Annotated in this window: 10 protein-coding genes; 6 read left to right on the top strand and 4 right to left on the bottom strand. The window is 67.5% G+C overall.

The window, feature by feature from the left end:
* The coding region (locus AC1DY2_RS05980) for an FAD-dependent oxidoreductase (RefSeq protein ID WP_476761587.1) at positions 1-1,089 on the top strand (1,089 nt) is incomplete at its 5' end.
* Between the two features lie 26 nt (positions 1,090-1,115).
* On the opposite strand, the gene AC1DY2_RS05975 is transcribed toward AC1DY2_RS05980, so the two are convergent.
* The 4 genes from AC1DY2_RS05975 to AC1DY2_RS05960 all read right to left on the bottom strand — a co-directional run bounded on the left by AC1DY2_RS05975 (position 1,116) and on the right by AC1DY2_RS05960 (position 6,410).
* On the bottom strand, positions 1,116-1,562 hold the full coding sequence (locus AC1DY2_RS05975) for a type II 3-dehydroquinate dehydratase (RefSeq protein ID WP_476761586.1): 447 nt from the start codon (positions 1,560-1,562) through the stop codon (positions 1,116-1,118).
* Positions 1,563-1,571: 9 nt separating this feature from the next.
* The gene (locus tag AC1DY2_RS05970; RefSeq protein ID WP_476761585.1) at positions 1,572-2,852 is read right to left on the bottom strand and encodes a TRAP transporter large permease; all 1,281 of its coding nucleotides are present in this window, start codon (positions 2,850-2,852) and stop codon (positions 1,572-1,574) included.
* Positions 2,853-2,855: 3 nt separating this feature from the next.
* Positions 2,856-3,584 (bottom strand): TRAP transporter small permease, encoded by a 729-nt coding sequence (locus AC1DY2_RS05965; protein ID WP_476761584.1) that lies wholly within the window; start codon positions 3,582-3,584, stop codon positions 2,856-2,858.
* A gap of 135 nt (positions 3,585-3,719) precedes the next feature.
* Complete coding sequence (locus AC1DY2_RS05960; RefSeq protein WP_476761583.1) at positions 3,720-6,410, bottom strand: outer membrane protein assembly factor BamB family protein; 2,691 nt, start codon at positions 6,408-6,410, stop codon at positions 3,720-3,722.
* Positions 6,411-6,731: 321 nt separating this feature from the next.
* Between AC1DY2_RS05960 and AC1DY2_RS05955 the strand changes: the two genes are divergently transcribed.
* The 5 genes from AC1DY2_RS05955 to AC1DY2_RS05935 form a co-directional block, all read left to right on the top strand.
* Positions 6,732-8,183: an aldehyde dehydrogenase family protein gene (locus tag AC1DY2_RS05955; protein ID WP_476761582.1), complete on the top strand. Its 1,452-nt coding sequence runs from the start codon at positions 6,732-6,734 to the stop codon at positions 8,181-8,183.
* On the top strand, positions 8,180-9,064 hold the full coding sequence (locus tag AC1DY2_RS05950; RefSeq protein ID WP_476761581.1) for a citryl-CoA lyase: 885 nt from the start codon (positions 8,180-8,182) through the stop codon (positions 9,062-9,064). Before AC1DY2_RS05955 ends, AC1DY2_RS05950 begins: the two co-directional genes overlap by 4 nt.
* Positions 9,065-9,075: 11 nt before the next feature.
* Positions 9,076-10,839 carry a thiamine pyrophosphate-binding protein gene (locus AC1DY2_RS05945; RefSeq protein ID WP_476761580.1) on the top strand — a complete coding sequence of 588 codons (1,764 nt, stop codon included), beginning with the start codon at positions 9,076-9,078 and terminating at the stop codon, positions 10,837-10,839.
* Positions 10,840-10,888: 49 nt separating this feature from the next.
* Positions 10,889-13,609, top strand: a complete 2,721-nt coding sequence (locus AC1DY2_RS05940; RefSeq protein WP_476761579.1) for a TIM barrel protein — start codon at positions 10,889-10,891, stop codon at positions 13,607-13,609.
* Between the two features lie 76 nt (positions 13,610-13,685).
* Positions 13,686-14,080: helix-turn-helix domain-containing protein (locus tag AC1DY2_RS05935; RefSeq protein ID WP_476761578.1), on the top strand; the 395-nt coding region annotated here is incomplete at its 3' end.

The raw sequence follows: 14,080 nt of genomic DNA, 5'->3' as shown, positions 1-14,080 counted from the left end.
CGCGCGCTCGTCGACCGGCAGGCCGTCGCGGTCGCGGCGATCGATCGTGCGGGGGCATGGACCGATGAGCTCAAGGTCAGTGCCGGAATGACCGTCGCCCGCGCACACCTCGTCCGCATCGGCGACCTCCTCGCGCACCTCGAGGACGAGGCCGTCGCGGCGGGTGCCGTCATCCTCACCGGCCACCCGGCCGGTGACCTCGTGACCGATGGATCCCGGGTGATCGGCATCACGTCCGGGAGCGGAGACCTCATCGCATCCTCAGGCGTCGTCCTCGCCAGCGGCGGGTTCTCGCGCTCGCGCGAGCTGCTCGACCTGTTCGTGCCGGATCAGGCTGCCGCCATGCCGTACGGAGGCGTCGGCAACACCGGCGACGGGCTTCGAATGGCATGGATGCTCGGTGCCGGCCTCGCCGACATCGGGCACATCGCCGGCACCTACGGCCAGCACGCGGAAACGAGCGACGACGAGCACGAGCTGTTGACCGCCAACTACCTCGGCGCGATCCTCGTCAACATCCACGGTCAGCGCTTCGCGGACGAGTCCGAGTCGTACAAGGTCCTCGGGTCGGCGGTGCTGGGCCAGCCGGGCCGGACTGGCTTCCAAGTCTTCGACGCCGTCGTACGGGCCCGTTCGAAGCCCGGCGTCCCGCTGTCGGACATGGAGCGCCTCGAGGAGCTCGGACACCTCGTGAGCGCACCGACGATCCCCGCGCTCGGGCGCGAGCTCGGGATCCCGCCGGAGCGGCTGGAGCGCACCGTTGCGCACTACAACGAGATCGTGTCAGGGCGCCGCGATGACCCGTTCGGACGGACGGGTCTCGTGAACGGGGTGGGCACGCTGGTGCGCCTGGAAACCCCGCCGTTCTACGCCTACGCCGCCGTGACCGCGATGACCTCGACGTACGGAGGGCTGAGCGTCAGGGCCGATGCGGCAGTGAAGCGGGTAAACGGAAGCCGCATCGAGGGGCTGTACGCCGCGGGTGAGGTCGTCGGAGGCTTCCACGGCGCCTCCTACATGACCGGAACAGCGCTGACGAAGGCACTCGTGTTCGGGATCCGAGCCGCCGACTCGATCGCCCGCAGCTGACCCGTCGCACGACTGCCAGGCGCTCGCTACGCGTCCTCGGGCGCCAACCGGTCGGCCGCACGAATCGCCAGCTCATATCCGTAGACGCCCGCGCCGGCGATGACCACCTGTGCGACCGGCGACACGAGGGAGTGGTGGTAGACGGCATCCCGGGCGTGGATGTTGGTGATGTGCACCTCGACAATCGGAGTCGTGAGCATTCGGAGGGCGTCAAGGATCGGCACGGACTGGAAACTGAAACCCGCGGGGTTGATCACGACGGTCGCCTGCCGGCGAAATGCCTCGTGCAACCACTCGACGATCTCGTGCTCGGCATTGGATTGGGCGAAGAAGAGGTCGAATCCCAACTCGCTCGCCACCCGTTCGCAGTCGCCACGAACATCGTCCAGCGTCGAAGAGCCATACACCTCGGGCTGGCGCAGGCCGAGCATGTTCAAGTTCGATCCGTTCAGCACGAAAAGCATCCGTGACATGGATGACTCCTACATCAGGCCGAGCAACGTCGGCAGGCTCGTGACGATCACCGGGAACAGGGTCAGGAGCAGCAGTACCGCCCCGAGCGGGATCAGGAAGGGAAGGATGCCGCGGAAGAGCTCTCCCATCGGCCTGCGAGTGATCGAGCCGACGACGAACAGCACTGCGCCGACCGGTGGTGTCAACGAACCGATCATCAGGTTGAGGATCATGATGACGCCGAGCTGCACTGGATCGATCCCGAACTGCGCGATGATCGGCATGAGGATCGGCACGAGCACCAGGATCACCGGCGGCGCCTCGAGCGGGATGCCGAGCAGGATCAGCAGCACGTTGAGCATCAGCAGGAAGACGACCGGATTGTCGGTGAATCCCGTGAGCCACTCCCCCAGCAATCGCGAGACCTGCTCGCGCGCCAGAACTTGGCCCATGAGGTTCGACGCGCCGAGGATCAGCAGGATCCCGCCCGAGATGACGACCGTCTCCTTGGCCGACTTCCAGAACACGCGCCAGTTCAGGGTGCGGTAGATCGCACCGAGGATGAGCATGTACACCGCCGCGATGCCCGCGCTCTCAGTGGGCGTGAACAGCCCACTGAAGATGCCGCCGAGGATGATCACGGGGAGCAACGCCGGTCCGATCACTCGCACGGCCGCCTTGCCGAGCATCGAGCCGACGAAGGGCCGGCTCACCGCGACGTCGGGGTGGCGCCGGACCCAGAAGAAGACATAGGCGGCCAGCCCGACCGCCATGAGCATGGCCGGGATGATCGAGCCTGCGAACAGGGCACCGGTGGAGATGGACGCGGTCGCCGCGAAGAGCACGGCGGGAATGCTGGGCGGCATGACGGTGCTCATCAGCGAGCCCGATGCCGTCAGGCCGGCCGAGAACCCGTACGGGTACCCCGCCTTGAGCATCTGAGGGATCTGGACCTTGCTCGTCGACGCGGCATCGGCGAGCGCGGAGCCGCTGATCCACGAGAAGCCGATCGCAGTACCGAGGTTCACGTATGCGAGGTTGCCCGGGAGCCGCGGCAGGAGCGCCCGCGCCAGGTCGTAGAGCCGCGTGGCGATGCCCAGATGATTGGCAATGGTTCCGACGAAGATGAACAGGGGGACCGCGAGCAGCGGGAAGCTGTTGATGCCGTTCACGATCGACGAGATCGCATAGCCCGCCGAGAGCCCGTGGCTGTAGAAATACAGCATGCTCGACCCGATCATCGCGAAAGCGACGGGGACTCTCAGCAGCAGCAGGATGACGAACAGCAGGATGTAGAGCCAGAGATCCAAGTGTCAGCCTTCCATCTCGCCGATATCGAGCTTGCGCTCCGGACGGTTCGCGAACGGGATCTTGAAGGCCGAGTGGATCGCGGCCGACAGGAAGCCGACGAGGGCGAAGAGGTACAGCACGCCCATCGGCATGTGCATCGCCGCGCTGAGCCTGCCCCACTCGGTCTCGATCTTCACGAACGCCTCATACGCGAGGGCCAGGCTGATGATGACCATGAGGGCCGCCGAGACGACCCGCAAGGCGACGAAGAGCCGGGATCCGGCAAGGAGGTCGTCGAACATCTCGAGCACGATGTGCCCGTTGCGTCCGACGAGATAGCCCGTCGTGATGAAGGTCATGGCCACCATCGACATCAGGGCGACCTCGCCGGCGCCGACCCAGCTGATCGACGGGAAGTACCGTCCCAGCACCTGATACATGACGCCGAAGACGATCAAGGTGAAGAGCGTGACGCCGAGCGTGATCTCGACGGCCGAGAGGACCCGAATGAAGCCGGGGTCGGCCGGGACACCCTTGTTGAGTTCGGGCCCCGCGTAGAAGGTGTCGGTATGGGGGTAGATCGAGTCGCCGAGGGCAGCCTCCGACGCCTTCCGCGTTGCGTCCTCAGACTCGGCGGGCTGGCCCTCCTCGGGCTCCGGCCCCGGTTCCTTGTCGGTCATGGCGTCACCGCCACGGTGTCGGGGTGCATGGTCAACCTCTCTGTTGATGCGGGGTCCGGCGTGCTCGCGCACATCTGTGCCCCTGTGACTCTGGTCTGCCATCCGGCATGTGCAAAGTCGAGTCTCGCCGAATGGGACACGGCCCGCACAGACCGATCCGCCTCCATCGATGACGACGGAGACGGATCGGTGTCGTGTCGGAATCGGCTACTTCCGGATGCTCACCGTCGCGCTCGACGAGAGTTGTTCCTGCACGCCTTGGGCGTTGAGGACGTTGGCCCTCAGGGTCAAGTTCACCTCGCCGGTCGGCACGTTGTTGTCGACGTCCGCGGCGTCGAACTGGACGATGATCCGGTTCTTGTTGGCCGTCACCTTCGCGGCCGGGATGGGAGCCGGTGAGAGCGGAGTGACCAGGACGGCACCGCTTTCATAGCTGTATCCCGATGGCAGCTCGAAGTGGGCCGAGATCGTTCCGTTCACACCGGTGAAGAGCCCGGTTCCCGAACCGAGATCGAGCCGGGCCGGCGTGAACTTCAGCGCTCCGCGCAGATCCTGCGGCTCGAGGTAGACCTCGATCTTGCCGGTCGGCCGCGGATCGGTGCAGTCGTTGAAGAAGTACTCGCCGGCACGGTCGAACGTGTGCTGGTACGTCTCTCCCGGCTGCAGCTCGACGTCGAACTCACCCTCGAAGAATTGCGTCGCGCAATGCGGCTTCAGGTTCGGGAAGTTCGGGAACGTCTCCGCCCCGGGGTTCCGGAACGTCACCGTCGTGCCGACGGGCACGCGCAGGTGGGTGGGCTGCATCCCGTTCTGCGACACGCTGTCTCGCGCCGCTGCGGTGTCGGCAGTGCTGCTGGTCCGTGCGAGGAGCACCGTGTTGCCGACCGTCTCACCGGCGACGGCCGCACCGCCCACCGGCCGACGGATCGACAGTGGTGCCGTGTCGGGTCCCTCCTGGCTTCCCGACTCGGTCGTGTAGGTCCCGCCGAGCTTGAAGGCCCAGAGCGAGTCGCCCTGCGTGACGGACGCCCCGTACGGGTTGGTCGATCCGGCGGCGAACACGGCGACGTACTGCTCGCCGTCGACCTCGTAGGTGACCGGCGCCGATGCGATGCCGGAGCCCGTCTGGAAGCTCCAGAGGACGTCGCCGTCGGCGGCATCCATCGCCAGGACCTCGCCATCGATCTGTCCGACGAAGAGCAGGTCGGATGCCGTCGTCAGCGGTCCTTGGCCGTGCGACATGTCCGTGCCGAGGTGGTTGCGCCACGCGACCTCGCCGGTGGACGCGTCGTAGGCCAGGATGCCGCCGGTCTGGTACTGACCGATGGCACGCAGGCCGTTGGAGGCGGCGCCGTCATAGTGCGCGACCGGGTTCGTGCCGTACGGGAAGTAGACCAGGTTCGTGCTCTGGCTGAAGGAGTTGTTCGACCAGTCGCCGCCGCCGTTCTGACTCGTCGTCGACAGGATCGGCGCTTCGAACTGCGGGTCGTACAGGCAGCCCTCGCGGTGTCCCGACGAACCCGCAGGATAGTCGAGGAACGGCTCGTCGACCGAGACGTAGCTGTCGGGGTTGAACACGAGGTTCCCCTCGGCATCCGCCTGGTACCCGTTGTAGTTCGGCACACCGCGCCAGGGGTTTCCCGGCACGTTGTCGGCGTCGAGCTTCTCCCACACGACGCAGTCCGGCAGGAGCCGCGTCTCCGGCATGGGCTGCGTCGCCGCGTTGTGCTGGCGGGAATCCGTGATCACGGGCTTCTCGGTCACGGGCAGCACGGGCTCGCCGTTGGTGCGGTCGATGACGAACTGGTGGCCCGACTTGCTGCCGTAGAAGGCGACCTTTCGCTCCTCACCGTCGACCGTGATGTCGGCCAACGTCGGCGGGTGCACGTTGTCCATGTCCCACACATCGTGGTGGATGGACTGGTAGTGCCACTTGAACGTGCCGGTCCGTGCGTCGACGGCGACCATCGTGTCCGAGAACAGGTTGTCGCCGGGGCGCCCCGTGGCGTTCTGCGACGACGTGCAGCTGCGCGCGTTGCCGAAGGTCATGATGTAGTAGCCGAGTTCGGGGTCGACGGCGCCGTGCATCCACGACGTCGCACCGCCCTCTTCCGCGCAGTCCGTGCCGTCGGCCTGCACGGGGCCCCAGGTCGCCGACGCGTCGAACGTCGCGCCGTCCAGGCCCGTGAAGAGCTCGCCGCGCTTCGGTCCCCCGAAGAAGTGCCAGAGGTAGTGGCCGTCGCTCGCGTCCAGCGCGACGACCGCACCGCGGTCGCCGTCCGCAGCGTGGGCGTAGACGATTCCGTCGGAGTAGACCGTCGCGACCTTGCCGACGCGGCCGAGGTCTTCGCCGTTGGGCCCGGTGGGCTGCACCGCCCACACCTCAGCGCCTGTCGCCTGGTCGAGGGCGACCACGCGGTTGCCGCCGGCCAGGGTGAAGATCTTCCCGTCGCCCGCCGAGACGCCGCGCCGAGTGCCCGACGTTCCGTAGGCGGGCTTGTCCCACTTCCAGATGGCGTCCCCCGTCACGCCGTCGACGGCGATGACGCCGCCGCTCGGCGTGTCGAGGTAGATGACGCCGCCGACGACGATCGGCGTCGTCTGCTGTCCGACGTTGGTCGACGCGGGTGCGACGGCCGACAGGTGCGTCCGCCAGGCCGGTGCGAGATCCTTCAGGTTCTGCTTGGTGATATCCGTCAGACCCGAATAGTGCTGATTGCCGAGGTTACCGCCGACGGTCGGCATGTCGGCGCCGGTCGGCTCGAGGCCCGTCAGCCCTGCGGGCGGGGCCGGTTCGGCGGAGCCCGCCAGTCCATACGCGGGTGACGCGGCGACCGCGAACACCATCAGTGCTCCGATTCCCGCGACTCCCAACCTCGTGGTCAGTCGTTTGCGCATCCGTTGACTCCTTGATCGTCGTTGATCCGGCGACGGATGAGCTCTCGCCCTTCCGACGTCGCCCTGGGTGCCGCCCGGCTCCTCCGACCTTGGGATCGGTGAATCCGCGGGTCGGTGAATCCGGCTGGCGCTCGGACGCTAACCCTGAGGGCATGGGCGGGCAACCGCATGACCCATCGAGTGGTACAACTCCCGCCGTCGGCAGCCGCGGCTCTGCATGGCCGGAGCCCCGTTTCTGCCCAATGGGACACGCTTTGTCGACGACGACGGCGTGTGCCTACCATGCGGCAGTCGGCACAAATGCCCATGGACGGAGTTGTCATGGCCGCTTCAACACCCAAGTCCCTCTCCCCTGAGCAGGAGCAGGAACTCGATGACGTCTTCGCCCGAGCGCAGGACGCGCTCGCGATCGTCGCGACCTATGACCAGGCTCGCGTCGACCGCCTGATCCAGGCCGTCGCGTGGGCGGTCGCGAACCGCTCCGCATTCCATCGGCTGGTGGGGATGGGAATCGAGGAGTCCGGCCTCGGTGACTTCGACAGCCGCATGAACAAGCGGATGAAGATCCGCGGCGTCCTTCGGGATGCGCTGCGCAGTCCCTCGGTGGGGATCATCGAGGAGGATCCCGAGAAGGGGCTCGTCAAGTACGGGAAGCCGGTCGGGATCATCGGATGCGTCGTCCCGACGACGAACCCCGACCTGACCCCTGCCGGCAACGCCATCTACGCGATCAAGGCCCGCGACGTCGTGGTGTTCTCCCCGCACCCGCGGTCGAAGCACACGACCTTCGAGACCGTTCGCCTCATGCGCGAGGCGCTGGAGGCGGAGGGGGCGCCCGCCGACATCCTGCAGTGCATCACGCTGCCGAGCCTCGCGGCGTCGCAGGAGATCATGCGGCGATCCGACCTCGTGATCGCCACGGGCGGTCAGGGCCTCGTCCGGGCTGCCTACAGCTCGGGAACGCCCGCCTACGGAGTGGGGGCGGGCAACGCGACCGAGTTCGTCGACGAGACCGCCGACCTGCAGGAGACGGCACGCAACTGCATGCTGTCGAAGACGTCGGACTTCGGCTCGGGCTGTTCGGCGGACGGGAACGTCCTGGTGCCCGCGGGGCGGTATCGCGAGATGCTCGAGGCACTCCAGGCCGAAGGCGGATACCTCGCGACGTCGGAGGAGCGAGCGGCGCTGCAGTCGGTGATGTGGGACGACGAAGGGCACCGTCTGCCCGACACGGTCGCCGTCTCGCCGCAGGCGCTCGCACGGGCGGCGGGATTCGACATCCCCGCGGATCGCAGGTTCATCCTGGTCGAGGGGGATGGCATCGATGACGACCGCCAATTCTGCAAGGAGAAGCTGACCACCCTGATGGCGGTCCACGCCTACGAGGGCAGCTTCGAGGACGGCGTCGAACTCGCGAAGCGGCTCTACGACATCGGTGGCAAGGGCCACTCGTGCGGCATCGCCTCGACCGACGATGCGCACATCGACTACTTCGCTCGGCACATGCCGGTCTCGCGCATCATGGTCCGCCAGCCGAACTCGAAGGCGAATGCGGGATCCTTCACGAACGGGATGCCGATGACCTCGTCGATGGGGTGCGGCACGTGGGGCGGCAACATCACCTCCGAGAACGTCTCGCTCCGTCACTACCTGAACACGACGTGGGTCGCGCGCACCATCGCCGAGGACCGGCCATCCGACGAGGAGCTGTTCGGGGACTTCTACGACGCCGGGCTCGAGTCGGCGGACGCGACACTGGCGGCGGCGCCGTGACCGCACCGGCGAACGACGGTGCGGAGCGCGAGCCGATGTCCGGAACGTCGCCGGAAGCCCTCGTCGACGAAGCACGTCGCTGGTGGCGAACGGACATCATCGACATCAGCCCCGGGGAGATCGCGCTGCGCGGCTATCCCATCCAGGAGCTCATCGGCAACGTCGGATTCGTCGACACCATCTGGCTCATGCTGCGCGGCGAGCTGCCGTCGCGCGCTCAGGCGGCTCTCTTCGAGACGGCACTCGTGGCCTCCGTCGACCATGGACCCCAGGCTCCTTCGATCGCGATCGCCCGGATGGCGACCACCTGCGGCCTGCCCGTCAACGGCGCGATGGCGTCGGCGATCAACGTGCTCGACGACGTCCACGGTGGTCCGGGCCAGCAGTGCATGGAGTTGTACCTCGAGATCGACGCCGAGCTCGAACGAACGGGCGACCTCGAGGAGGCGGTGCGGCTCGTCCTGCAACGACACCGTGACGCGGGCGTCCGCTATTTCCCCGGATTCGGCCATCGATTCCATCCGCTCGATCCCCGCTCGCCTCGCCTGCTGGCGCTCGTCGACGCGGCGGCGGAGGAGGGGGTGGTGAGCGGCCGCTTCGCGACGATCGGGCGCGCGGTCGAGCACGCGATCAACGATGGCAGGCCCAAGCCCATTCCCATGAACGTCGACGGAGTGACGGCCGTCATCTACTGCGAGCTCGGGTTCACCCCGGAGCTCGGGCGCGGTGTCTTCATCCTCGCGCGCTCGGTGGGCATCCTCGCCCACACCGTCGAGCAGCTGACGCAGGGAGGCCGCATCAAGGGTCCGATGCCGAAGTCCATCGGATACACCTACTCGGGTCCGGCTCGCCGATCGGTCCCGCACGAAGGCGAAGAATGAAGGAGAACGTCATGAAGGACCTGGTGTCAAACCAGATCGTTCGATACCTGGAGGCACGCGAGGTCGAGCACGTCTTCGGGCTGTGCGGACACACGAACATCGCGCTGCTCGCAGCCCTCGAGAAGAGCGAACGCATCTCCTTCGTGAACGTGCGTCACGAGCAGATCGCCGCGCATGCCGCCGATGGCTACGCACGGGTGACCAAGCGGGCCGGAGTCGTCCTGACGCACCTCGGCCCCGGCCTGACGAATGCCACGACCGGCGTGGCCAACGCCGCGCTCGACTCGATCCCGATGGTCGTCATCGCGGGCGACGTGCCGACGCACTACTTCGGGAAGCATCCGCACCAGGAGATCAACCTCCACGCCGACGCGGCCCAGTACGAGATCTATCGGCCATTCGTCAAGCGTGCGTGGCGCGTCGACCAGCCCCACCTCATCGCCGAGGTGCTGGACAAGGCGTTCACCCTCGCGGAGAGCGGCCGGCCCGGGCCCGTCCTCGTGGACGTGCCCATGGACGTGTTCTCCGCGGAGATCGACGTCGCGCTGTTCGACAAGGTGGTCGGCAACACCCGCTCGCTGGTGAAGCCCAGCCTCGATGAAGCGGTGGCCGAGCGGATCGTGCGGAACCTGCTGGATGCCGAGAGGCCCGTGCTGTACGTCGGCGGCGGCATCGTCGCTGCCGACGCGGCATCCGAGCTCGCGGAATTCGCCTCGTTGCTGTCGCTCCCCATCGCGCACAGCCTCATGGGCAAGGGCGCCATGCCCGACGACAGCGCCCTGGTGCTGGGCATGACGGGATTCTGGGGAACGGCGTTCACCAACGAGACGACGCGGACGGCCGACTGGATCCTCGCACTGGGGACCCGCTTCGCCGAAGCCGACTCGAGCTCGTGGTACGCCGAGTACACCTTCGACATCCCCGCCACGAAGCTCATGCAGATCGACGTCGATCCTGCCGAGCTCGGGCGCAACTACCCGCTCGAGATCGGCGCACTGGCCGATCTCAAGTCCGCGCTTGCCGTGCTCCTCCGAGTCGCGCGCCGCCTTGCGCCCGGAGGCGTGCGACGCGACGAGCTACTCGCGCAGATCGCCGTGAGCCGCGCGACGGTGAAGCTCCAGAATGCGGCTGCCCAGTCCTCCGACGCGTGGCCGATGCGACCCGAACGAATCCTCTCCGAGACTCGGGAGGTGCTGCCGGCCGATGCGATCATCACCACGGACGTGGGCTGGAACAAGAACGGAGTCGGTCAGCAGTTCGACATCCTCACCCCGGGCACGTTCCTCACGCCGGGCGGGTTCGCGACCATGGGCTTCGGAGCACCCGCCGCCGTCGGGGCCAAGATCGCCCGCCCGGATCGCGTCGTCGTCTCGCTCGTGGGCGACGGCGGGTTCGGACAGAACCCGGCGGTGCTCGCCACCGCTCGCGAGGAGAACGTTCCCGTCGTCTGGGTCGTGATGAACAACAACGCCTTCGGCACCATCGCGGGGCTCGAAAAGGCTGCGTTCGACACCACCTACGGGACGGTCTTCGGCAACGCGGACGATCCCATGTACACGAACTTCGCCGCGATCGCGGAAGCCTACGGGGTCACCGGCATCAAGGTCGACTCCGCTGCGGAGTTCAAGCCGGCCCTCGAGCGCGCGATCGCACTCGGCAGTCCGGTCGTGATCGACGTGTCCATGGTGAATGTGCCGACGCCGACCACGGGCCACTGGAACATCCTCGACATCTACTCGCCCGATGAGGAGATCGAACACGTCGCGACGCACTGAGCCCCGCGGTCACCAGCACGAAATAGCTCGCACGTGAGGAGGTTCACTCATGAACGTCGTCCCCGGTGCGCAGAACGTCATCATCTCGACCGTGTGCCTGTCCGGCACGCTCGAAGACAAGTTGCGCGCCGCGGCGGCGGCCGGATTCGCCGGGGTGGAGATGCTCGAGTACGACCTCGTCATGTCGCCGTGGTCGCCCGCCCGAATGGCCGAGGAGGCTGCGAGCCTCGGCCTGTCGGTCGACGTGTACCAGCCGTTCCACGTCGAGACGGTTCCACCCGACCTCTTCGTCGCCGGCCTGCGTCACGCCGAGCGGAAGTTCGACCTGCTGTCCGAACTCGGCGCGCGCGTCCTCGTGTGCTGCTCGTCGAGAACCGCGAACGGACTCGACGACGACGATCTCACCGCGGAGCAGCTGAACCTCCTGGCGGACCGCGCCGAGCAGCGCGGACTCCGGCTCGCGTACGAGGCCGTGCCCTGGGGACGTGTCCGCACCTTCCAGGATGCCTGGCGCATCGTCGAACGCGTCGACCACCCCGCGCTGGGGATGTGCCTCGACAGCTTCCACGTCCTGTCCATCGAGAACGATCCCGCCGTCATCGCCCGGGTGGCCGGCGAGAAGGTGTTCCACGTCCAGCTCGCGGATGCGCCCCGATTGAACATGGATGTTCGCGAGTGGAGCCTCCACTCCCGGATGTTCCCCGGACAGGGCTCGCTCGACATCGCGGGATTCCTCAGCCGGATCCTGACCATGGGGTACACCGGCCCGATCGCGCTCGAGGTGTTCAACGATGTCTACCAGCAGGAGGATCCCAGGCACGCCGCCACCGATGCGATGCGCTCCATGCTCACGCTCGCCGAGGCCGCCGCCACCCGCGGCACGGGAGACGCGTCCCGGCTGTTCCCTCACGGCCACCTGCCACCGGCCCCGCGGCTCGAGGGCTTCGCGTTCGCCGAGCTCGCCGTTGACGAGGTATCCGCCCCGCTCGTCTCGCGCGCCCTCGCCGCGCTCGGGTTCGCGCACGCCGGGCAGCATCGCTCCAAGCCGGTGGAACTGTGGGAGCAGGGTCGTGCTTGGGTCCTCCTGAATCTCGCCCCCGACCGCTCCGTCGCGCCGGCCACCGCATCGATCAGCGCGCTCGCCGTCGAGAGCACGGACCCGACCGCCTCGGTCCGACGGGCGGAGCGGCTGCTGGCACCGAAGCTCGCGCGACGTCGCGCCCCCGACGAGACCGACTTGGACTCCGTGGCCACCCCCGACGGCACGGCGCTGTTCTTCTGCAACTCCGATGGCGAGCGTGCGTGGCTCGACGACTTCAGTCGGACCAGTGCAGCGGATGACCCCTCCCCCATGCTCGGGGGAATCGATCATGTGTCCATCACCGAGTCGGTCGACGACTTCGATCAGTCCGCCCTGTTCTTCCACGCCGTCCTCGGCCTCGAGCCGGGCGCGTCTTCGGAGATCACTGCTCCCTTCGGTCTCATCCGCAGTTGGTCGGCACGAGATCCGAGTGGACGCGTGCGCATCATGCTGAGTACGACCCCGCTACGGCGCGGCGATTGGGCGCCCGGTGTCTCGAGTCCGCAACTCGTCGCCTTCGCCACGGAGGACGCGATCGAGTGCGCGAGGATCATGCGCGAGCGCGGAGCACCGATCCTCGAGATGCCGGGCAACTACTATGACGACCTCGACACCCGCCTGTCCCTGCCGACCGAGTTCGTCGACCGCCTTCGCGAGCACTCGATCCTCTACGACCGCGACGAGCGTGGGGAGTTCCTGCACTTCTTCACCGAGATGCTGGGCTCGCGCGTCTTCTTCGAGGTGGTCCAGCGCGTCAACGGCTATGCGGGCTTCGGTGATCCCCACAGTGTTCCGTTGCGCATGGCCGCGCATCGTCGGCAGCGGTTGCGCATGCTGGCGACAGCACCGACCGAGGCGGCATCCGAAGACCGGCATGACTACTCGCTCGCTCACCTGACCGCGCTGAGCCTGTCGCCTCCTGAACTGGTGGATGCCGCTGCCGCCGCCGGCTACCGCTATGTGGGCGTGCGGATGACCAAGGTCACGGCGCAGGAACCCCACTACCCGCTGGCATACGACCCGGCGTTGATGCGGGCCACGAAGACGCATCTCGCGGCGACCGGCATCGAAGTGCTCGACATCGAGCTCGCGCGCTTCACGTCGGGAGACAGTCCGCGCGACTACCTGCGCTTCCTGGAGGCCGGCGCCGAGCTCGGAGCCCGTCACGTCATCACGCAGCTGCCGGATGCGGACTTCTCACGCAAGACCGATCGGTTCGCCGAGCTGTGCCAGTTGGCGTTGCCGCTCGGGCTGACCATCGACCTCGAGTTCCCGTCGTGGACGGAGACCCCGAACCTGACCGAGGCCACGCGAGTCCTCCGGGCGGCCGACCAACCCAACGCCGGAATGCTCGTCGACCTCCTGCACTTCGCCCGGTCGAGATCCAGCGTGGACGACCTGCGGATGCTTCCACCCGAGTGGTTCCACTACGCCCACGTGTGCGACGCGCCCGGGGAGATTCCCACGACCACCGCAGGGCTGATCCACACGGCACGCTTCGAGCGTCTCTTCCCGGGTGAAGGCGAGATCGACATGCTCGGCATCCTGGCGGCCCTGCCTGCAGGCATTCCGTTCGCGCTGGAGATACCGCGCGCGATGCTCGTGGCGCAGGTGGGCGCGAAGGAGCACGCCCGTCTCGCGATCAGCGCCGCCCGCCGTCACCTCGACACGGCTCACGTGGTCGTGTGACGATGCGGATGGTGTCGACCGGGTTAGTGAGCTTCGTGCGTAGATGACTGCACGATCAGTGCAGTATGCTGCACTGATGGGATTGGATGCTGACGCGCTCGCGGGAGTGATCGGGTCCCGGGTGCGGCATGAACGCAACGCTCGGAACTGGACACTCGACCGGCTCGCCGAGGTTGCGGGGGTCAGCCGCCGCATGGTCGTCAACGTCGAACAGGGCACCGTGAACCCGAGCATCGGCACGCTCCTGCGCTTGAGCGATGCCCTCGGCGTCGGGCTCCCCGCGCTCGTCGAGCCGCCGCACCATGCCCGGACGAAGGTCACTCGCGCCGGCGGCGGAGCTGTCCTGTGGCGCGGCGACGCCGGCGGGCGCGGGGTCCTCGTCGCCGGCACCGAACCACCCGACGTGCTGGAACTCTGGGACTGGACCCTCGTGCCCGGCGAGGAGCATGCCAGCGAGGCGCACTCCGAGGG

Source organism: Agromyces sp. P1_H4 (assembly GCF_056405255.1).
Note: the sequence above shows the minus strand (reverse complement) of the source record. Positions and strands in the feature narration are given on the sequence as shown.